Genomic DNA, 20,481 nt, shown 5'->3' with positions numbered 1-20,481 from the left:
AGGTTATAAATATGACAGATAAGCAAACTGAAAATGTGGAAACCGTGGAAATTGTTGAAGACAAAGCAACAGACGCGATAAAAGCGGACAGTTCAGAAAAAAACTCAAAAAACAACCGCACTCCAGAGCCTGTCGTCGTTAAAAAAGGTGGCTCGGCATTGGGGCTGTTAGCAATCCTGATTGCATTAGGCGTGGGCGGTGCCGGCTATTATTTCGGTCAGCAACAAGTGCAGCAAATTCAGCAAAAACTGACCGCACTTCAATCCCAACAACCGGGAGCGACCGCCGAATCGCCTGATTTTGAGCAAACCAAAGAGCATATTCTTAAATTGGTTAACGAAAATAATCAAACCAATGCGGATAAAATTGCCGTTCTGCAACGTGAAATCACGGCAAAAGATCAGGCTTTATTAAGCCTGCAATCGCAAATCAATGCCGTCAGCAATTCGGTAAAAGCGGAACAGCCGAACGATTGGTTATTATCCGAAGCGGACTTTTTGTTAACCAATGCCTTGCGCAAGCTTGTGGTCGATCATGATGTGGATACCAGTATTTCTCTCATTAAATTAGCCGACGAAGCGTTAGAAAAAGTCGCCACGCCTCAGGCTTCCGCCATCAGAAGCGCGTTAAATAACGATCTCAAACAACTGCTTGCCTTAAACAACGTTGACCAAAATGCGATTATGCAACGCCTTTCTCAATTAGCAAACAGCCTTGATGAATTAACGGTGCTGAATATAGACTTTGACGATCAGGAAAACAGCGCGGCGGTCACCGATTCCGTAGGCGATTGGCAGAATAATCTGAAAAAAAGTGCGGTCTCTTTTTTGAATCATTTTGTGCGAGTCACCCCGACCAATTCAAGCAAAAAAGAATTATTGGCGCCGAATCAGGATATTTATCTGCGTGAAAATATCCGTTTACGTTTGCAAATTGCCATTTTAGCCGTACCGCGCCAGCAAAACGAATTGTACAAACAATCCCTTGAAGCGGTAAGTTCCTGGATCAGAAGTTATTTCGATACCAATTCCGATCTGGCTAAAAACTTCTTAAAAAATATTGACGAATTATCCGAACAATCTATTTATGTAGATGTGCCGGAACGCCTGGAAAGCTTAAACGCCTTAGATCAATTACTGAATAAACAAGTGCATGAAGTGAAAAAAGTCGAGCTTTCCGTAGATAAAGGCTTAACGGAAAATAACGAAACGGGCGCCACACCGGAAACCGAACAAAATGTGCCGGCGACAAGCGAACCGGTGCCGGTAGAACCTCAACAATAAGGAAATAGATTATGTTTAAAGTTTTATTTCTGATGCTGGCATTATTAGCCGGTTTAGTAGCGGGTCCTTATCTCTCCGGCAAGCAGGGATACGTATTAATCGCTACGGGTAATTATAATATTGAAATGTCGATTACCACCTTAATCATTCTGTTTATTGCCGCCATGGCGGTTGTTTATATACTGGAATGGGCAATCAGCCATTTCTTCAAATGGAGTAACGCCACTTATACGTTTTTCTCCAAACGTAAACGCAATAAAGCGCAACGCCAAACTCTTGAAGGTTTAATGCGGATGACGGAAGGGGATTATTCCAAAGCGGAAAAATTAATCGGTAAAAATGCTAAACATTCCGCGGAACCAATCCTGAATTTCATTAAAGCGGCGGAAGCGGCACAACAACGGGGCGATGAATTCAGCGCCAACCGTTACTTAATTGAAGCCACCGAATTGGCGGGTTCCGATAATTTATTGGTGGAATTGGCTCGTACCAAAATTTTATTACAACAAAATAAACTGCCGGCGGCTCGCAGCTCGGTAGATAGCGTATTGGAAATGGCGCCGCGCAATCCGGAAGTCTTAAAATTAGCCACTGAAATTTATTTGCGCTCAAAAGCCTATTCTACCTTGGATAATATTTTATCGACTGTAGAAAGTAGCGGTTTATATACACAGAAAGAATTTATTGATCTACAACGTAAAACCGAAGACGGTTTGCTTGATGAAATCATGAACGAAGAAGGTGCGGACGGTTTGCTTGCCTGGTGGGAAGATCAATCCCGCAAGCGTCGTAACGATTTCTATGTGAAGCTCGCATTAATCAGTCGTTTAATCGACTGTAACGATCATGATTCGGCTTATGAAATCAGTTTAGATGCGTTTAAAAAAGTTGATGAGAACAAAGACCTTGCCGGAAAATTCTTTAATCTAATGACAAAACTGCAAGCAACCGATAACAGTAAGTTAGTGAAATTGCTGGAAAAGCGTATGTCATCAACATCTGCGGAACATCAATGTTGCTTAAACCGCGCTTTAGGTTATTTATATGTGCGCAATAACGACTTCAACAAAGCCAGCGAATGCTTTAAACAAGTGGTTTCCGGTCAGGATAAATTAGATCCGAGCGATGCAACCATGGCGGCTTATGTGTTCGAACAGGTAAAAGACACGGAATCGGCAAAACGGGTTCGTGAAGAAGGATTAAAAGCGGCAATGGCGGTAAACCGCCTGTCAACTGAAGAAGTTATCGAAAAGCCGGCACTTGCTTTGGAACAAAAAGCCGATAACAAAGAAAGCAATAAAATCGCCAATTGGGCAAACCGATAAGTTAATCGTCCATAAATAATGCCCGCATAAGCGGGCATTATTATTGGAGAAAAATTTTAAAAGTGCGGTAAAATTTGCTGAATTTTCACCGCACTTTTATCAATTCCGATTATAAAATAAAACGGCTTAAATCTTCATTTTCCACAACATCATTCAACGCGTCTGAAACGTATTTTTCATCGATCACCACTTTCTCACCGGCACGTTCGCTTGCATCAAATGAAATACCGTCCATTAAGCGTTCCAAAACAGTATGTAAACGACGGGCGCCGATATTTTCGGTTTTCTCATTCACTCGGAATGCCGACTCGGCAATTTTGCTGATACCGTCCTGAGTAAACTCAATATCAACCCCTTCCGTTTTCATCAATTCGCGATATTGCAAGGTTAACGATGCGTTAGGTTCCGTTAAAATACGTTCAAAATCTTCTTTTGTCAGTGATTTTAATTCAACGCGAATCGGCAAACGCCCTTGTAATTCAGGCAATAAATCCGACGGACGAGCTACTTGGAAAGCGCCTGAACAGATAAAAAGAATATGGTCGGTTTTCACCATGCCGTGTTTGGTATTAACGGTCGAACCTTCAATAATCGGCAATAAATCCCGTTGTACGCCTTCGCGGGAAACATCACCGCCGCTATGTTCGCCTTTTTTACAGATTTTATCTATCTCGTCAATGAACACAATGCCGTGCTGCTCTACCGCTTCAATGGCTTTTTGTTTCAATTCTTCAGGATTAACCAATTTTGCCGCTTCTTCATCCAGCATTACTTTTAACGCGTCTTTAATTTTCATTTTGCGCTTTTTGGTTTTATTCGGCGACATTCCTTCAAATAAAGATTGAAGTTGAGAAGTCATATCTTCCATACCCGGCGGCGTCATTATCTCAACGTTAACAGGCGTTGAAATATCAATCTCGATTTCCCGCTCATCCAACTGCCCCTCACGTAATTTTTTGCGGAATACCTGACGGGTTGAAGCGTTACCCGTTTCCTGCACATTACCCCATTGATCTTTCGCCGGCGGCAGCAACACGTCTAAAATGCGGTCTTCCGCCGCATCCTGCGCTTTCATGCGGTTTTTTTCCACCGCCTGCTGGCGTACCAGTTTCATTGAAATATCGGCAAGATCGCGGATAATCGAATCCACTTCTTTACCCACATATCCGACCTCGGTAAATTTTGTGGCTTCCACTTTAATAAAGGGTGCATTGGCTAATTTTGCCAAGCGACGGGCGATTTCCGTTTTACCGACCCCGGTCGGCCCAATCATTAAAATATTCTTAGGTGTGATTTCCTGACGCAGATCTTCCGGCAGCTGCATACGGCGCCAGCGATTACGTAAAGCAATTGCCACCGCACGTTTTGCTTCGTTTTGACCGATAATATGCGCATCCAATTCAGATACGATTTCACGAGGTGTCATTGACATAATGTATTCCTAATTCTCAAAATTTTTAAAATATTAACCGCACTTTTTAAAAAACTAAAACAAACCGCTCAACGGCAACAGCAAGGAAGTTATTCGGTTTTAAACTTCTTCGATAACGTGATTATGATTAGTATAAATATCAATATCACCGGCAATAATTAAAGCTTGTTTTACAATTTCAGCGGCACTTAGTTCGTTATTTGTGCGCAATAATGCAAGGGCGGCCGATTTTGCAAAATTGCCGCCGGAACCAATGGCTAACACGTCAAATTCGGGTTCAATCACATCACCGCTGCCGGATACAAGCAAAAATTCGCTTTCATTAGCGACAATCATCATTGCTTCCAAACGACGTAACGAACGTTCGGTTCGCCATTCTTTCGCCAGCTCCACCGCCGCTTTGACTAAATGCCCTTGATGCAATTCCAATTTCTTTTCAAATAAATCGCGCAGAATAAAAGCGTCCGCCGTTGAGCCTGCAAAACCGGTAACCACTTTATCTTTATATAAACGACGTACTTTACGCACGGTTCCCTTTTCCACACAGTTTCCCAAGGTTGCTTGGCCATCGCCGCCAATGGCGACTTTACCATTTTTACGTACACATACGATTGTAGTCATGTTATATCCTTTTTTATCGAAATTTGTTGGTTAGATTGGGGTTGTATCGGATTTTTCAAGTTTATAAAATAAAAAAATCCGCGACAAACCGCGGATTTTCTGTTATTTCCGAACTAATTTTTATCTAAATCAAGTTCGGCTTTATATTCAATACGATGATGATCTTTTAATTCGATTTCAATATCCATTTCCTGATCACCGCGTTTAAATTTTAAATCGGCATCATCATGCTCAATTTCACTTTCAACTAAACGAAATCCATGATATCTGGCATGGGAAATCGCTTTCTCCGCCAATACGGGAATACGATGTTCACGGGCGTCTAAACGAAATTCAACCTCAAATTCACCTTTGCCCTGGCGATCCGCTTTAATCACTTTTGCACCGCGCGGCTGATAAATTTCATCAGGCAGATGGGCCGCCATTGCACCGGTCGAAAATAATCCTAAAGCACCGATAAGCAAGCCTAATTTTAAATTCGTTTTCATAAATAATCCTTATATAAATAGTGCATGAAACGATTCATCATGCACTATTTTGATAAAAAATTCGCCGGAAAGTTCAAAGTGCGGTCAAAAAAGAGAAAATTTTTGCCAAAAAATACCCCTTCGGATTACTCCCGACGGGGTGTTGTCCGATTATGATGCTGCAGAAACTATTTAGTCATCAGAACCTGCAGCGCTTTATACACGGCTTGGGCTTTATCGCCTTCCAATGCGGCTTTGTCTTCATCCATTAACACCACCGCACTTTGATTGCCGTAAGCGCTTAACTGCATTGAATATTCGCCTTTCTCCAATTCGGGCTTATTCACGCCCAAACGCGCCCATTGGCTATCGTCTACCGGTTTGTATTTTAATACCCGATAACCGCGACCCGCCGTTTCCTCATCAATTTCAAAGCCCAATTCAGGCAATACCTGACCGAGTTTTTCCCATGATTGGGCAAAACTTGACGTTAACCCTAATGCGGTTCGGTTATTACCGTCGGTAACAATTTCCGCTTGAATAGCGCCGTTTGATGTAGCGACCGGTGCCGTTTGTGCCATTTGCGTACGATAAGCATGATTTAAGTTACCCACAAAGTTGTTTAGGCGATCGGAAGTATAACGCTGTTTATCCGTCACGGAAGGGGTGAAAATAATCTCGTTACGTTTGGCCTCAAGCACGGTGACGGAAAGCGCGTTGGCTTCTTTATTACCAAGCTGCTCAATCAGATAACGCAATTTGACATCCCCCACTTCATCAACACGCCCGGTCGGCGCCCAATCGGTCAGTAATTTATTTTCCTGACGGGTAAACTCAATATTTTCTTCTTTTAATAAACGGGCGACCTGATCTAAGTTATAAACCGCACTTTTCGCTGCCGGATACACAATTGAGGCGCGTTCGCCGTCGAATTGAGCCACCGAATTACCAATAATCGACATCGGCGTTGTCGGCGGACGAATATCCACTGCCGGCCCTTTGCTGATATTGGTTGTCGGCAGTTGATATTTATTATCCTGACCGACAATGGTAACTCCGCCTGTTGCTAATGGTGAAAAATTGATTTTTGATTCCGCATTTTTCTCATAGCTATCATTTGCTACCTGACGAGATTCATTGCTTGATGAACAAGCGGTAACGGTCGCTAAAACTGCAACAGATAAGAGCCATTTTTTCATAAATCATCCTATTCTTATTAAAACTTTGTAAAAAGATACCGCACTTTGACAGCAAAGACGGGGAAAAGTTTAACTTTCCCAATACATATCCAAATGCGGGATTTCGTCCTCTAAATAAACATCTGAGGTGGCTTTAAAGCCTAACGACTGATAAAATCCTTGCAAATATTCCTGCGCCTGCACATAGATTTTATTCTCATGCCATTCATGAATAATAATATCTATCGCCTTACCCATCATTTTATGGGCAAGATGCCGCCCTCGGTATTTCTCATGAATAATCACCCGCCCGATAGCGGCATCCGCCACGGAAACGCCCTTAGGCAACAGCCTGCAATAGGCAACAATTTGATTGTCTTTGCTTAAAAACAAATGAGAGGCTAAAAGATCCTTATTATCCATATCCCGGTAAATACATTGTTGTTCAATAACAAACACATCGCTGCGCAATTGCAGAATTTGGTAAAGCTCAATATTGCTTAATTGATTAAAGGTTTTACACTGCCAATTCATGGGGTGAATTCTCATAAATAACAATCCCCCGGCAAGGGCCAGGGGATTAAAAGATAATTCGGATTAAATCAAGCCCGCTTGTTTTAATGCTTCAAGCACTTTCGGCTGCGCCGCTTCGCTCAATGTGGTTAACGGCAGACGCAATACAGGTTCTTTGATCAAACCTAATTTATAGGCCGCCCATTTTACCGGAATCGGATTACCTTCAATAAATAAATCATGATGTAATCCCATTAAGCGCTGATTAATCGCCTCCGCTTCATCAAAATTGCCGGCAAGCGCCAATTCACACATTTTAGCCATATCCGCCGCTGCGAGGTTATTAGTTACGGAAATCACGCCCTGTCCGCCTAATTTAATGCTTTCTAATCCGGTAGCGTCATCGCCGCTCAGGAAAATAAAATCTTCGCCGGCTAATTCTTTAATTTGTTTTACACGACTCACATCACCCGTAGCTTCTTTAATTGCCACAATATTTTCAATTTTAGATAAACGACCCACGGTTTCAGGTTTCATATCGCTACCGGTACGTCCCGGTACGTTATAAAGAATTTGCGGAAGATCCGTACACTCGGCAATAGCTTTAAAATGTTGATACATCCCTTCTTGAGTCGGTTTATTATAGTAAGGCACAACAGACAAGCAGCCGGCAACACCGCTGTTATTCAATAATTTCGTCATCGTAATGGCTTCGCTGGTTGCATTAGCGCCCGTACCCGCGATAACGGGAATACGGCCTGCCGCGAACTCAACGGTCTTTTGAATGGTTTTTACATTTTCATCAATACTTAAAGTAGCGGACTCCCCTGTTGTTCCCACCGAAACAATAGCATGAGTGCCGCTGGCAATATGGTATTCAACTAATTTTTTTAATTCGTCATAATTAACTTCGCCATGGCCATCCATAGGCGTAATAAGCGCAACGATACTACCGTAAAATAAAGGACGTGTTGATGACATAAAAACCTCTCTTGTCGTGTTTGAAGCTAAAATATTTTGATGTGTTGTTTAGGTTCGCCAAAATCGTTACACTTTGCAAGTGATTTTTTTAAATTTTGCAGTTGAAATCAAATTTCTAAGGAAAAAGTTATGAATACATTAAAAATCGGCGATTTTGCACCGCACTTTAGCCTGTCAAACCAACATAATGAAACCGTTTCACTGACGGACTTTCAAGGCAAAAAAGTGCTGGTTTATTTCTACCCGAAAGCCCTAACCCCGGGCTGCACAACCCAAGCCTGCGGACTACGCGATGCCAAAGCGGAACTGGATAAATCAGGCGTCGTAATTCTAGGTATCAGCCCGGACTCACCGAAAAAACTCGCCCAATTTGCAGAAAAGAAAGAGTTAAACTTCACCTTATTATCCGATGAAAACCATCAAGTCGCCGAACAATTCGGCGTATGGGGCGAAAAGAAATTTATGGGGAAAATTTACGACGGCATCCACCGTATCAGCTTCTTAATTGATGAAAAAGGTGTTATCGAACAGGTATTTACTAAATTTAAAACCGGTGAACATCATCAGGTGGTGTTGGATTATTTAACACAAAATTCCTAAAAAAATAACCGCACTTTGATCTGGCCCCAAAAGTGCGGTTATTTTATTAAAGTTTTGAATTAATGCGTGCTGGTACTGGTGGTGGTACGGTTGGCACGTTTGCGATCCATTTCCGTTAACAGTTTTTTACGGATACGGATGGATTGTGGGGTGACTTCCACCAATTCGTCGTCGTCAATAAATTCAATGGCCTGTTCCAGAGTTAACTTAATTGGCGTGGTCAACTGAATGGCGTCGTCTTTACCGGAGGCGCGCATATTGGTTAATTTTTTACCTTGCAGGCAGTTTACCGTTAAGTCGTTAGTCCGGCTGTGAATACCGATAATCTGACCTTCGTACACTTCCTGACCGTGTTCCGCCATTAATTTACCGCGTTCCTGTAAACCCCATAAAGCATAAGCCAGAGCTTTACCGGTAGCGTTAGAAATCAGTACGCCGTTTTTGCGCTGGCCGATTTCGCCCGGTTTGACATCATCGTAATGGCTGAAGCTTGAATAAAGCAAGCCGGTACCGGATGTCATGGTCATAAACTCGTTACGGAAACCGATTAAGCCGCGACTCGGGATAACGTATTCCAAACGGGTACGGCCTTTGCCGTCCGGGCTCATGTCTTTCACTTCGCCCTTACGGATGCCTAAAGCTTCCATTACCGCGCCCTGATGTTGTTCTTCAATATCAATGGTGACTTGTTCGAAGGGTTCCTGTTTGTGACCGTTTTCTTCTTTATAGATAACTTTCGGGCGGGACACCGCTAATTCGTAACCTTCGCGACGCATATTTTCGATTAACACCGATAAATGCAATTCGCCGCGACCGGATACCCGGAATTCGTCCGGATTCGGTGTTTCTTCTACCCGTAAGGCTACGTTGTGAACCAATTCTTTATTTAAACGTTCGAGAATTTGCCGTGAAGTGACGAATTTCCCTTCCTGACCGCAGAACGGCGAGGTATTGACGCAGAAGAACATGGTAACCGTCGGTTCGTCCACGCTTAACGCAGGCAATGCTTCCACCGCGTTAATATCGCAAACGGTATCGGAAATATTCAATTCACCTAATCCGGTAATAGCCACGATGTCGCCGGCTTGCGCCAGATCTTCTTCGTAACGTTGTAAACCCAGATGACCCAATACCTGACCTATTTTGCCGTTACGGGTTTTACCGAAACTGTCGATAATAGTGACGGACTGATTCGGTTTTACCGTTCCGCGTTTAATGCGACCAATACCGATTACGCCCACATAGTTGTTGTAGTCCAGTTGTGAAATCTGCATTTGGAACGGTGCGTTCAATTCCACTTGAGGCGGTTCTACGTGTTGTACGATGGCTTCGAATAACGGCGTCATATCCTCCGCCAGTTCTTCGTGTTCCAGACCCGCCACGCCGTTTAGGGCGGAGGCGTAAATAATCGGGAAGTCTAACTGTTCGTCGGTGGCGCCAAGGTTTACGAATAAATCAAAAACCTGATCCACTACCCAGTCCGGACGTGCGCCCGGGCGGTCGACTTTGTTGATTACCACGATAGGTTTCAAACCGTGGGCAAAGGCTTTTTGAGTTACAAAACGGGTTTGCGGCATCGGGCCGTCAAAAGCATCCACTACCAGTAATACGGAATCCACCATGGACAGTACCCGTTCCACTTCGCCGCCGAAGTCCGCGTGTCCCGGGGTGTCTACGATATTAATGCGGTAGTCGTTCCAGTTAATGGCGGTATTTTTCGCTAAAATGGTAATACCGCGTTCTTTTTCCAGATCGTTCGAGTCCATCACACGCTCGTCGGAATCGCCGTTACGCGCTGTTTCTAATGTACCGGATTGTTGTAACAGTTTATCAACGAGGGTGGTTTTGCCGTGGTCAACGTGCGCAATAATTGCGATATTGCGCAATTTATGAATATCTAATTCTGCCATTTGAAATGTTCTTAATTGTTTAACGAATAATATAGGGCTTGCGGACGTTTCAAAAAGATTTGCGATATCGGTTATTTTTAGCGATAAGAAAAATATTTTTGGAACGCCGCACAAGCTCTAAAATCTATCAAATTTTTCACCGCACTTTTCTACCTTTTGAGATACCGTCCGCGATGAAAGGTCGCAAATTATACAACTTTTTAATCCGATGAGCTATTAAATAATACGATTAGATCTTGTCGTAGCCCGAGCTTGCTGACTTGTTATCTACTCGGATCACATAAAATCCATGGAAACTTGAAATAAAAAATAACATATTAAATAATTTTTTATATTTTATTTAAGATAATTTACAAATAATTAGATTAATATTAATTATTTAAAACTTTCATTAAATTTTCTTTTTATAAGTAATTGCATTTTTTGTGTAATATGCTATTTTTAGCCATTAAAATTAATAAATTTTAATTACTCTAAGTGCAAAATAACAGGAGCTGTTTATGGCAAACCCAAATGCAATTCAACGCGTTGCAAAATTAATTGAAGACAATGACGTAAAGTTCGTCCTTCTTCGTTTTACCGATATTAAAGGTAAAGAACACGGCGTTTCATTACCGGTTAATTTAGTAGCTGATGAATTAGAAGACTTTTTTGAAGAAGGTAAAATGTTCGATGGTTCCTCAGTTGAGGGTTGGAAAGCAATCAATAAAGCCGATATGCTTTTAATGCCAATGCCGGAAACCGCCGTAATTGATCCTTTCGCACAAATCACTACCCTTTCCATCCGCTGTAGCGTTTACGAACCAAACACCATGCAAAGCTATGACCGAGACCCTCGTTCAATCGCGACTCGTGCCGAAAACTATTTAAAATCAACCGGTATCGCAGACCAAGCATTATTCGGACCGGAACCGGAATTTTTCTTATTTGACGACGTTCGTTTCAGTACGGAAATGAATAACGTTTCTTACAAAATCGACGATATTGAAGCGGCATGGAATACCAACCGTAAATTTGAAGACGGTAATAACGCTTATCGTCCGTTGAAAAAAGGCGGCTATTGCGCAGTCGCACCAATTGATAACGCCCATGACATTCGTTCCGAAATGTGCTTAATTTTAGAAGAAATGGGATTAGTTATTGAAGCGCACCACCATGAAGTTGCCACCGCCGGTCAAAATGAAATTGCGTCAAAATTCAATACGCTAACCTTAAAAGCCGACGAAACGCAAATCTATAAATATGTGGTACAAAATGTTGCGTTAGAATACGGTAAAACCGCCTGCTTTATGGCAAAACCTTTTGCCGGCGATAACGGTTCGGGTATGCACTGTAATATGTCATTAAGCAAAGACGGTAAAAACGTATTCCAAGGCGATAAATATGCCGGTCTTTCCGAAACCGCGCTTTATTACATCGGCGGTATTATCAAACACGCTAAAGCGTTAAATGCGTTCACCAACCCGACTACTAACTCATATAAACGTTTAGTACCGGGATTTGAAGCGCCTGTATTATTAGCTTATTCGGCAAGTAACCGTTCGGCTTCCATCCGTATTCCTGCGGTAACCAGCCCGAAAGCAATCCGTGTTGAAGCGCGATTCCCGGATCCGTTGGCAAACCCGTATCTGGCTTTCGCCGCGTTATTAATGGCGGGTATCGACGGTATTATCAATAAAATCCATCCGGGCGATGCGATGGATAAAAACCTATACGACTTACCGCCGGAAGAATTAAAAGAAATTCCGGCAGTTTGTTCGTCTTTGGAAGAAGCCCTTGATTCTTTACAAGCCGACCATGAATTTTTAATCCAAGGCGGCGTATTCAGTAAAGAGTTTATTGATGCCTTTGTTGCTATCAAACGTAAAGAAGTGGAACGCGTAAATATGACGCCGCATCCGGTAGAATTTGAAATGTATTATGCTTAATGTTCGACATTAAATAGATAAAAAGTGCGGTAAAATTTCACCGAATTTTACCGCACTTTTCTTTTTATAGTATTAACCGTCATAGAAGACAAAATAAAACATCGGATCACGATTACGAATGTCGCTCAAACCAGCTTTCTAAAATTAACGCAGCGGAAATGCCGTCAACCTTGCTTTTATTTAAAGCTTTATAACCACCGCGCTGAAAAATTTCCGTACGGGCTTCCGTGGTAGTCAGCCGTTCATCCTGTAATTCCACTTTCACACCAAAACGCCCGTGAAGGCGGTTGGCAAATTTTCTTGCCCGCGATGTAAACTCCTGCTCCGTACCGTCCATATTTAAAGGCAAGCCGACTACTAATATATCGGGTTTCCATTCTTTCAGACATTTTTCAATGCTATCCCAATTCGGAATACCGTTCTGCGCTTTAAATGCGGGTAAAGCCTGGGCTGTGCCGGTAATACTTTGCCCCACCGCACAACCGATACTTTTAGTGCCGAAATCGAAAGCCAATGCACAGATACCCATTAACAATACCCTGCCTCCGCCACCAAATTAGCCGGTTGGAAACCCAATAATTGTTGTGCGGCCGTCCAACATTCAGCCCAAGGTACATCGAATAAAATATGATTATTCGCCGGCACCACTAACCAATCGTTGTCAGCGATTTCTTTTTCCAATTGTCCGGATGTCCAGGTGGCGCAACCAAGGGCGACTAAATACTTTTCCGGTGCCTCAGGCGTACCGAAAGTTTCAATGACATCTTCCGAAGTGGTTAACTGTAGATTATCCGTTACCCGATAACTGTGCTCAAAAGTACGTTCTGTTGCCGTATGCAAAATAAACCCGCGATCCATACTAACAGGCCCGCCGGCGAACACATAGGTTTCGGGATAATGACGACCGTCCGCCATCATAAAATTTAATTTGGCCACAAGTTCCGCAATACTGAGATCGGTAACCTGATTCAATACCAATCCCATAGCGCCTTGCTCATTATGTTCGCAAATATAAATCACCGACTGGGAAAAATAGCTATCCTGTAAATTCGGCATTGCAATTAATAATTTATCCTGTAATTCCATCTTATTTATCTCATTTGAAAATGCCAATATTATGAATATATTTTGTCTTGTCATATTAAGGACGCCAAGCATGGCATCCTACTTTCAGTGCGATAAAATATATCGTGTATCGATTATATGCGGATACAAAACATGACTCCGTACATAAAAGTGCGGTTAGTTTTTGAAAAGTTTTTACTTACCGCTAAAAATTAAGGTGTCAGCCATTCTTCCACAAGTTTATCAGTGATATTTTCATGTGACCACATACTACCTAATTCCGGTAACGGATATTTGCTGTGGTTATAACCGATTAAACGGGTAAAATCAAAGGCGGCATGCGGATAACCGTTTACCAGAAGAAAAGCTCTGTTTCCGTCTTCACTCCAACAAATTTGCACTTGGCGAGGTTCCTGTAAACTCTCGATACCGTTTACATTATAAACGGAAAGGCTATCGACAACCGGTTGCGCTTCTTGCGTGTTGATGGCATAAAAATAGCCGGTTTCGCCGTCGTCTTCAAATACCACCGCAAGGTGATCCTGTTCGGTAGAATGCACGCCGAGGCGTTTTTCCTGACCAATAATGTGTCTGTCTTCTAAAACTAAATGTAGCATTTTTTATCCTTAGTCAAATTGCGTAACCCAATGCTTACTATGGTGCGCCTGGAAGCATAATTCAACCTGCGAGGGGGTATTTTTTTCTTCCGCCATCGGCGGCAATTCATCAAGCGCAAACCAGTCCGAAGCTATAGTTTCGCTATTCGGCTGAAATTCACCGTCAATCAGTTCGCACATCACAAATGTTTTCAGCACCGCATAGGCAAAAGGCGGATAATTGCGCTTGTGCTGATCATGAATGGCGATAATAAATTTCGTGTTGATATCAAGCCCCGCTTCTTCCCGGGTTTCTTTTACGGTATTGGAATCAATGCTTTCCAATACGTCGCACCAACCGCCGGGCAAAGACCAAAGCCCGTCGGATTCCTGCACCAACAGAATTTTATCGTCTTTAAAAATTGCCGCCCGCGTATCTACTTTCGGCGTCTGATAACCTTGTTCGTTGCAAAATAAATTTTTTACCTTATCTTGTGGAATCGCCGTTTTATAGCTCAACATCTCCACCGCGATATCGCGCAGCTGTTCATAACGTTCGATATCATACACATTTTGGCAATAAGCCAGCCCGTTTTGCGCAATTGCCTGAATTTGTATCGCCCAAGTGAGCCAGGGTTCGTTCAATAATTTATCTGTCATTTGAAATCTATACATTTTACAAAAATATACTAGGTTCACATTGTAGCATATAAATAAAGGTTGTATTTTATATGATATATTTACACGAAATTTATTTATTACAGAGAGGTTAATATGAAACTTTGGTATTCAACAACAAGTCCGTTTGCGCGTAAGGTGTTGGTGACCTTAAAACATCAACAGCTTGAAGATAAAACCGATTTATTACGTATTACATCGTCTTTCGATCCCGATTCCCCTCATAACCAGGTAAATCCGCTCGGGCGGATACCGGCTTTACAACGTAATTGCGGTAATTGGCTTTTCGGTAGTTTATTAATTTGTGAATATCTCGATCAAAAAGGCGCCTGCCCTAAGCTGATTCCTGAGAGCGGTAAACCGCGCTGGGCAGTACTGGCATTACATAATTTAGTTGACGGTATTATGGAAAACACTATGCCGATGGTAGCGGAAAAAATGTTACGTCCGGAAAATGAATGGTGGACAAGCCGTCATCAACAATTAATGGATCGCAATGTTCGGAGTTTTACCCAGCTTGAACAAGCGCTTCTCCCCTTCGGTACCGAGTTAAACATTGGCACCATAACTGCTGTTTGCCTGATCGATTGGTGGATTTTCCGTGCGGATAAGATAGGCTATGATTTGGCCGCTCATTTCCCTCATTTGGTAACCTGGGCGGAGGACATGAATAATAAATATGCGATTTTAGCCGCTACAAAACCCGGAATCTAATTACATAAACCGAATAGCGACATTCCTCACTAAAAGAAAATAACACAAAAAAACACCGCACTTTTATCTTTCAACAAAAGTGCGGTGTAAATTTTACGAGTTTTTAATCAACTCAATTTGCAATTAAGCCTGACCTTTAACCGCTTTTAAACCTAAGAACGGAGCCGGAGTACCTGCGCGTTCTAATGCTTCTTCGATACGGATTAATTGGTTGTATTTAGCAATACGGTCTGAACGGCTCATAGAACCGGTTTTGATTTGACCTGCTGCCGTACCAACCGCTAAATCTGCGATAGTAGCATCTTCGGTTTCGCCTGAACGGTGTGAAATAACCGCAGTGTAACCCGCATCTTTAGCCATTTTAATTGCCGCTAAAGTTTCGGTTAATGAACCGATTTGGTTGAATTTGATTAAGATTGAGTTTGCGATACCTTTTTCGATACCTTCTTTTAAGATTTTGGTGTTGGTCACGAATAAATCGTCGCCGACTAATTGAACTTTGTCACCTAAAACTTTAGTTTGGTATGCGAAGCCTTCCCAATCGGATTCGTCCTGACCGTCTTCGATAGACACGATTGGGTATTGTTTGCATAATTCTTCTAAATAATGGGTAAATTCTTGAGATGTGAATGAACGGCCTTCACCTTTCATTTCATATTTACCGTTTTCTTTATTGTAGAATTCAGAAGATGCGCAGTCCATCGCTAATGTAACGTCTTTACCTAACACATAGCCCGCTTTTTCAACGGCTTCTTTGATACATGCCAACGCTTCTGCGTTCGAACCTAAATTAGGTGCGAAACCGCCTTCGTCACCAACCGCAGTATTTAAACCTTTAGCTTTTAATACTTTAGCAAGGTTGTGGAATACTTCCGCACCGATACGTAGCGCTTCGCGTAAGGTTTTAGCACCAACCGGTTGAATCATGAATTCTTGGATATCCACGTTGTTATCCGCATGTTCACCGCCATTGATGATATTCATCATCGGTAACGGCATTGAGTAAACGCCCGGTGTGCCGTTAAGTTCTGCAATGTAAGCGTACAGAGGTAAACCTTTAGAAGCCGCCGCAGCTTTAGCCGTTGCTAAAGAAACCGCTAAGATTGCGTTTGCACCGAATTTAGATTTGTTTTCGGTACCGTCTAAATCGATCATGATTTGGTCGATTTCAGCTTGGTTAGACGCGTCTTTACCGACGATAGCGCCGGCGATTTCGTTATTTACCGCGCCGACCGCTTTTAATACGCCTTTACCTAAGAAACGTGATTTATCGCCGTCACGTAATTCTAATGCTTCACGGGAACCTGTAGATGCGCCTGACGGAGCCGCCGCTAAACCTACGAAACCGCCTTCTAAATGAACTTCAGCTTCAACAGTTGGGTTACCACGTGAGTCAATAATTTCACGACCGATGACTTTAACGATTTTTGCCATTTTTATTTTCCTCTTAGTTAATCTAAAATGGGTATATAACTTGAATATAGTATCCGTATTTACTCGGTTTGTCTTGCAAAACTTTACGATCTTTTGATCAAACCACTACTTTTTCTGATTTTCTTTTGCCGCTTTAACAAATCCGGCAAACAACGGATGACCGTCGCGCGGCGTTGAGGTAAATTCCGGGTGGAACTGACATGCCACAAACCAAGGGTGGTTAGGCACTTCGATAATTTCCACTAATTTTTTATCCGCACTTAAACCCGTTACTTTTAAGCCCGCCGCTTCAATTTGCGGTAACAGAGTATTGTTGACTTCATAACGGTGACGGTGGCGTTCTTCAATGGTTTCTTTACCGTATAATTCACGGGCTTTCGACCCTTCGATTAAATGACATTGTTGCGCGCCTAAACGCATAGTTCCGCCTAGATCCGAGTTTTCCGAACGTTGTTCCACGCTGCCGTCGGCATCCTGCCATTCGGTGATTAAACCGACTACCGGTTGAGGGCAGTTTTTATCGAATTCGGAAGAATTCGCCTGCGTTAATCCCGCCACATGGCGCGCATATTCAATAAAGGCGACCTGCATACCTAAGCAGATGCCGAGATAAGGAATGTTATTTTCACGGGCATATTGGGCGGTCAGAATTTTGCCTTCCACACCGCGATAACCGAAACCGCCCGGCACTAAAATGCCGTCCACCCCTTTTAATACGTCAATGCCTTTTGTTTCAACGTCTTGCGAATCGATATATTTGATATGTACGTTTAAACGGTTGGTTAAACCTGCGTGTTTTAGGGCTTCATTTACGGATTTATATGCATCCGGCAATTCCACATATTTACCCACCATACCGATAGTTACATCACCGGTAGGATTAGCTTGGCGATAAAGCACTTGTTCCCATTCGGACAGATCCGCTTCTTTGCAGGCTAAACGGAAACGTTGGCAAATCAAATCATCTAAACCTTGAGATTGTAATAATGCGGGAATGCGATAGATAGAATCCACGTCTTTTAAGGAAATGACCGCTTTTTCCGGTACGTTACAGAATAAGGCGATTTTTGCACGCTCGTTTGGCGGAACCATACGATCCGAGCGGCAAATCAACACATCCGGCTGAATCCCGATAGAAAGCAATTCTTTTACGGAATGTTGGGTCGGTTTGGTTTTTACTTCGCCTGCAGTCGGAATATAAGGCACTAAGGTTAAGTGCATGAAAATCGTTTTTTCACGGCCAACCTGTACGGCTAGTTGACGTAACGCTTCCAGAAACGGTAAAGACTCAATATCGCCCACGGTTCCGCCAACTTCCACGATTGCCACATCATGACCGGCGGCACCTTCGATTACGCGCGCTTTGATTTCGTTGGTAATATGCGGAATAACCTGAACCGTAGCGCCCAAATAGTCGCCGCGACGTTCTTTGCGTAACACTTCGGAATAAATTTTACCTGTGGTGAAATTGTTGCGTTTGGTCATTTTCGTGCGGATAAAACGCTCATAGTGACCTAAATCCAAGTCGGTTTCCGCACCGTCCTGGGTGACGAATACTTCACCGTGTTGGGTCGGGCTCATAGTGCCCGGGTCAACGTTAATGTACGGATCAAGCTTCATCATGGTTACATTCAAACCACGCGCTTCTAAAATCGCTGCTAATGACGCAGCCGCAATACCTTTACCCAGCGAAGATACAACGCCGCCTGTTACGAAAATATAATTTGTAGCCATAGTGAAACCTAATGTCGGGATTAATAATGAAATAAAATGATTATAGCCAATCATCTTTAAAACAATAAAACAATGAAAAACGCACCCGGGTTATTCGTCTAACCGGATTTTTACAACATTTTTACTTGAGTAGAATGAAATTATTTTAAAGATGATTAGCTATTCAAGACGGGACGATAGTATATAGCAAAGTGCGGATTAACTCAATCGGCGCAAGAGAAAAAGTGCGGTTAAAATTTCGCGAATTTCCACCGCACTTTTAAGGGCTGTTTATAAAAGATAAACAGCCCCTAAAGATTATTAAACCAATTCGTAAGGTAACGGATACAATTCCAATGCGGTTTCATCCGCCGGCAGACGGAATTGTTGCCCATCTTCGAGCCGGTTATTTAGCACCACTTGGAGCCATAAAACTTCGCCGAAATTGACCGCACTTAGAATCACACCGGTTTTGCGCCAGCCGTTTTCCAGTCGCATTTCAATTTCACCGCCGATTTCCGGGATGATTTGACTGCGGGCTTTAAAAATAAACATCGCGCGTTTATTGGTGCCGCGGTATTTTGCCCTCGCTACGGTTTCTTGCCCGATATAGCAACCTTTCTGGAAAGAAACCGCCTGCTCTATACATTGCAGATTCAGCGCCTGCGGGATAAATTCGTTTTGCGTTTTCGCCGAAAGAATAGGATAACCCCGTTGGATTTCAACACAATCCCATGCTTCGGCGGAGGCATTAAATTCAAGGCGTTCCGCCGGATTAATCAATATGGCGGCATTGCCTGAATTAACGACAAAACTTGCGGAAAATTGACCGCAGTTTTCACCGATAACGCCCGCAAGTTGAACTTCCGGTTCGGCAAAGGCGACTTTTGAGAAAACCGCGTATTTTTTCAACTGATCCAAACCCGCCGGTAATAAATCGGTACGGAACAATAAATAAAATTGCTCTTGAGCAACCCGGATTAAGCGGAAAACGGAACTGACTTTGCCTTTCGGATCGCAATGGGCGGTAAGGGTCGAATCACCTGTTTTAAGCTTTGTGACGTCACAGGTTAATTGCCCCTGCAGGAATTTTTCGCTGTCAACACCGGTTAATTCAATGAGTTTATATTGAGTTAAATGAATTAATTTTGTCATAAACGACCTTATTCTAAATTTTGAATTTGTTCGCGCATTTGTTCGATTAATACTTTTAATTCCACGGCGGAAGCGGTGATATCCGCATTAATTGACTTTGAGGCGAGGGTATTTGATTCGCGATTTAATTCCTGCATCATAAAATCCAGTTTACGCCCGACCGCACCGCCTTTTTTCAGAATCGAGGCGGTTTCTTTAACATGCATTTGCAGGCGGTCAAGTTCTTCCGCCACATCAATTCTTTGCGCCAACAACACCATTTCCTGTTCTAAACGGGACGGATCCGGTTGCAGTTGGATTTCTTCAAAACGTTGCAGAATGCGATCGCGTTGCCATTGCAGCACTTCCGGCATTTGTGCGCGCACTTTATCGGCCTCCACTGAAATAGCGTCCAGACGCTGCCGAATAACGGTGTGTAATTTTTCCCCTTCGCGGGCACGCATGGCAATGAAGTCTTTTAATAATTCGTCGAAAGCGTTTAATAAATCCTGGCTGATGGCGTCAAGATCCTGTTCCGGCGCTTCTACTACACCGGGATAACGTAACACGTCATTTAAATTAATTTCCCCTTCACCCGCTTGTTGTTTAATCCATTTTAGGGACTGAATAACCTGTTCGGCGAGATCTTTATTTAAATTCAGTTCGGCACTGGTTTGTTTTTTACTGTCGATGCGTAAACTGCATTCGATTTTCCCGCGCGTAAGGTTTTGCCGCAGTTTTTCGCGCAGATTGTTTTCTAAACCGCGAAACTGTTCCGGCAACCGAAAAAAATTTTCCAAATAACGTTGATTAACGGAACGGATTTCCCATACGGCATCGCCCCAATCTTTTTTGATCTCGTGGCGTGCAAAGGCTGTCATGCTGTAAATCATATCTTTCTCCTGAATT

Annotated in this window: 20 protein-coding genes; 5 read left to right on the top strand and 15 right to left on the bottom strand. The window is 42.9% G+C overall.

The features are described 5' to 3' along the window. Positions 1-11 precede the first annotated feature (11 nt). Complete coding sequence (locus MS_RS01245; protein ID WP_011199456.1) at positions 12-1,283, top strand: uroporphyrinogen-III C-methyltransferase; 1,272 nt, start codon at positions 12-14, stop codon at positions 1,281-1,283. An 11-nt stretch (positions 1,284-1,294) separates the two neighbouring features. Further along, positions 1,295-2,608, top strand: coding sequence for a heme biosynthesis protein HemY (locus MS_RS01240; RefSeq protein ID WP_011199455.1), 1,314 nt, complete (start codon positions 1,295-1,297; stop codon positions 2,606-2,608). Between the two features lie 109 nt (positions 2,609-2,717). Here the strand turns inward: MS_RS01240 and hslU are convergent, their stop codons facing one another. The 6 genes from hslU to dapA all read right to left on the bottom strand — a co-directional run bounded on the left by hslU (position 2,718) and on the right by dapA (position 7,800). Continuing rightward, positions 2,718-4,043, bottom strand: a complete 1,326-nt coding sequence (gene hslU, locus MS_RS01235) for an HslU--HslV peptidase ATPase subunit (RefSeq protein WP_176752346.1) — start codon at positions 4,041-4,043, stop codon at positions 2,718-2,720. A 96-nt stretch (positions 4,044-4,139) separates the two neighbouring features. Continuing rightward, positions 4,140-4,661, bottom strand: coding sequence for an ATP-dependent protease subunit HslV (gene hslV / locus MS_RS01230; protein ID WP_011199453.1), 522 nt, complete (start codon positions 4,659-4,661; stop codon positions 4,140-4,142). Between the two features lie 113 nt (positions 4,662-4,774). Then, entirely contained in the window at positions 4,775-5,149 is a 375-nt protein-coding gene (locus MS_RS01225; RefSeq protein WP_011199451.1) for a hypothetical protein, read from the bottom strand. A 167-nt stretch (positions 5,150-5,316) separates the two neighbouring features. Continuing rightward, positions 5,317-6,327, bottom strand: coding sequence for an outer membrane protein assembly factor BamC (gene bamC, locus MS_RS01220; protein ID WP_011199449.1), 1,011 nt, complete (start codon positions 6,325-6,327; stop codon positions 5,317-5,319). Between the two features lie 69 nt (positions 6,328-6,396). Continuing rightward, positions 6,397-6,840 carry a GNAT family N-acetyltransferase gene (locus MS_RS01215; protein ID WP_041639480.1) on the bottom strand — a complete coding sequence of 148 codons (444 nt, stop codon included), beginning with the start codon at positions 6,838-6,840 and terminating at the stop codon, positions 6,397-6,399. 63 nt (positions 6,841-6,903) lie between these two features. Further along, complete coding sequence (dapA, locus tag MS_RS01210) at positions 6,904-7,800, bottom strand: 4-hydroxy-tetrahydrodipicolinate synthase (RefSeq protein ID WP_011199447.1); 897 nt, start codon at positions 7,798-7,800, stop codon at positions 6,904-6,906. 129 nt (positions 7,801-7,929) lie between these two features. Here dapA and bcp point away from each other — a divergent pair, with 129 nt between their 5' ends. After that, the gene (gene bcp / locus MS_RS01205) at positions 7,930-8,400 is read left to right on the top strand and encodes a thioredoxin-dependent thiol peroxidase (RefSeq protein ID WP_011199446.1); all 471 of its coding nucleotides are present in this window, start codon (positions 7,930-7,932) and stop codon (positions 8,398-8,400) included. 59 nt (positions 8,401-8,459) lie between these two features. Here bcp and typA read toward each other — a convergent pair whose 3' ends face one another. Further along, a complete protein-coding gene (gene typA, locus MS_RS01200) occupies positions 8,460-10,310 on the bottom strand; it encodes a translational GTPase TypA (protein WP_041639479.1) in 1,851 nt (616 codons plus the stop codon). A 500-nt stretch (positions 10,311-10,810) separates the two neighbouring features. On the opposite strand from typA, the gene glnA reads away from it, so the two are divergent. Continuing rightward, positions 10,811-12,238, top strand: coding sequence for a type I glutamate--ammonia ligase (gene glnA / locus MS_RS01195; RefSeq protein WP_011199444.1), 1,428 nt, complete (start codon positions 10,811-10,813; stop codon positions 12,236-12,238). Between the two features lie 112 nt (positions 12,239-12,350). Here glnA and ruvX read toward each other — a convergent pair whose 3' ends face one another. The 4 genes from ruvX to MS_RS01175 form a co-directional block, all read right to left on the bottom strand. After that, entirely contained in the window at positions 12,351-12,767 is a 417-nt protein-coding gene (gene ruvX / locus MS_RS01190) for a Holliday junction resolvase RuvX (protein WP_041639477.1), read from the bottom strand. Beyond that, a complete protein-coding gene (locus tag MS_RS01185) occupies positions 12,767-13,324 on the bottom strand; it encodes a YqgE/AlgH family protein (protein WP_011199442.1) in 558 nt (185 codons plus the stop codon). Before MS_RS01185 ends, ruvX begins: the two co-directional genes overlap by 1 nt. 191 nt (positions 13,325-13,515) lie before the next feature. Continuing rightward, positions 13,516-13,920 (bottom strand): DUF2251 domain-containing protein, encoded by a 405-nt coding sequence (locus tag MS_RS01180; protein ID WP_011199441.1) that lies wholly within the window; start codon positions 13,918-13,920, stop codon positions 13,516-13,518. Positions 13,921-13,929: 9 nt separating this feature from the next. Next, on the bottom strand, positions 13,930-14,559 hold the full coding sequence (locus MS_RS01175) for an NUDIX hydrolase N-terminal domain-containing protein (protein ID WP_041639475.1): 630 nt from the start codon (positions 14,557-14,559) through the stop codon (positions 13,930-13,932). A gap of 114 nt (positions 14,560-14,673) precedes the next feature. Between MS_RS01175 and MS_RS01170 the strand changes: the two genes are divergently transcribed. Beyond that, entirely contained in the window at positions 14,674-15,291 is a 618-nt protein-coding gene (locus tag MS_RS01170; RefSeq protein ID WP_011199439.1) for a glutathione S-transferase, read from the top strand. 123 nt (positions 15,292-15,414) lie between these two features. Here the strand turns inward: MS_RS01170 and eno are convergent, their stop codons facing one another. The 4 genes from eno to MS_RS01150 form a co-directional block, all read right to left on the bottom strand. Continuing rightward, positions 15,415-16,725 carry a phosphopyruvate hydratase gene (gene eno / locus MS_RS01165; protein WP_011199438.1) on the bottom strand — a complete coding sequence of 437 codons (1,311 nt, stop codon included), beginning with the start codon at positions 16,723-16,725 and terminating at the stop codon, positions 15,415-15,417. 105 nt (positions 16,726-16,830) lie between these two features. Further along, a complete protein-coding gene (gene pyrG / locus MS_RS01160; RefSeq protein WP_011199437.1) occupies positions 16,831-18,459 on the bottom strand; it encodes a glutamine hydrolyzing CTP synthase in 1,629 nt (542 codons plus the stop codon). 300 nt (positions 18,460-18,759) lie between these two features. Then, on the bottom strand, positions 18,760-19,593 hold the full coding sequence (locus MS_RS01155) for a folate-binding protein YgfZ (protein ID WP_011199436.1): 834 nt from the start codon (positions 19,591-19,593) through the stop codon (positions 18,760-18,762). Positions 19,594-19,601: 8 nt separating this feature from the next. Further along, positions 19,602-20,465, bottom strand: coding sequence for a YicC/YloC family endoribonuclease (locus MS_RS01150; protein WP_011199435.1), 864 nt, complete (start codon positions 20,463-20,465; stop codon positions 19,602-19,604). Positions 20,466-20,481 lie beyond the last annotated feature (16 nt).

It is taken from the genome of [Mannheimia] succiniciproducens MBEL55E (genome assembly GCF_000007745.1).
Taxonomy (GTDB): Bacteria; Pseudomonadota; Gammaproteobacteria; order Enterobacterales; family Pasteurellaceae; genus Basfia; species Basfia succiniciproducens.
The sequence above is the reverse complement of the archived record's forward strand: the minus strand, read 5'-3'. Positions and strand labels throughout refer to the sequence as shown.

Excerpts from the sequence above, each read along its gene's own strand:
- bcp (WP_011199446.1), top strand. The coding sequence starts at position 7,930 with ATGAATACATTAAAAATCGGCGATTTTGCACCGCACTTTAGCCTGTCA.
- bamC (WP_011199449.1), bottom strand. The coding sequence starts at position 6,327 with ATGAAAAAATGGCTCTTATCTGTTGCAGTTTTAGCGACCGTTACCGCT.
- MS_RS01180 (WP_011199441.1), bottom strand. The coding sequence starts at position 13,920 with ATGCTACATTTAGTTTTAGAAGACAGACACATTATTGGTCAGGAAAAA.
- MS_RS01175 (WP_041639475.1), bottom strand. The coding sequence starts at position 14,559 with ATGACAGATAAATTATTGAACGAACCCTGGCTCACTTGGGCGATACAA.
- ruvX (WP_041639477.1), bottom strand. The coding sequence starts at position 12,767 with ATGGGTATCTGTGCATTGGCTTTCGATTTCGGCACTAAAAGTATCGGT.
- hslV (WP_011199453.1), bottom strand. The coding sequence starts at position 4,661 with ATGACTACAATCGTATGTGTACGTAAAAATGGTAAAGTCGCCATTGGC.
- eno (WP_011199438.1), bottom strand. The coding sequence starts at position 16,725 with ATGGCAAAAATCGTTAAAGTCATCGGTCGTGAAATTATTGACTCACGT.
- dapA (WP_011199447.1), bottom strand. The coding sequence starts at position 7,800 with ATGTCATCAACACGTCCTTTATTTTACGGTAGTATCGTTGCGCTTATT.
- MS_RS01155 (WP_011199436.1), bottom strand. The coding sequence starts at position 19,593 with ATGACAAAATTAATTCATTTAACTCAATATAAACTCATTGAATTAACC.
- glnA (WP_011199444.1), top strand. The coding sequence starts at position 10,811 with ATGGCAAACCCAAATGCAATTCAACGCGTTGCAAAATTAATTGAAGAC.
- MS_RS01150 (WP_011199435.1), bottom strand. The coding sequence starts at position 20,465 with ATGATTTACAGCATGACAGCCTTTGCACGCCACGAGATCAAAAAAGAT.
- MS_RS01170 (WP_011199439.1), top strand. The coding sequence starts at position 14,674 with ATGAAACTTTGGTATTCAACAACAAGTCCGTTTGCGCGTAAGGTGTTG.
- typA (WP_041639479.1), bottom strand. The coding sequence starts at position 10,310 with ATGGCAGAATTAGATATTCATAAATTGCGCAATATCGCAATTATTGCG.
- MS_RS01225 (WP_011199451.1), bottom strand. The coding sequence starts at position 5,149 with ATGAAAACGAATTTAAAATTAGGCTTGCTTATCGGTGCTTTAGGATTA.
- MS_RS01185 (WP_011199442.1), bottom strand. The coding sequence starts at position 13,324 with ATGGAATTACAGGATAAATTATTAATTGCAATGCCGAATTTACAGGAT.
- MS_RS01240 (WP_011199455.1), top strand. The coding sequence starts at position 1,295 with ATGTTTAAAGTTTTATTTCTGATGCTGGCATTATTAGCCGGTTTAGTA.
- MS_RS01215 (WP_041639480.1), bottom strand. The coding sequence starts at position 6,840 with ATGAATTGGCAGTGTAAAACCTTTAATCAATTAAGCAATATTGAGCTT.
- MS_RS01245 (WP_011199456.1), top strand. The coding sequence starts at position 12 with ATGACAGATAAGCAAACTGAAAATGTGGAAACCGTGGAAATTGTTGAA.
- pyrG (WP_011199437.1), bottom strand. The coding sequence starts at position 18,459 with ATGGCTACAAATTATATTTTCGTAACAGGCGGCGTTGTATCTTCGCTG.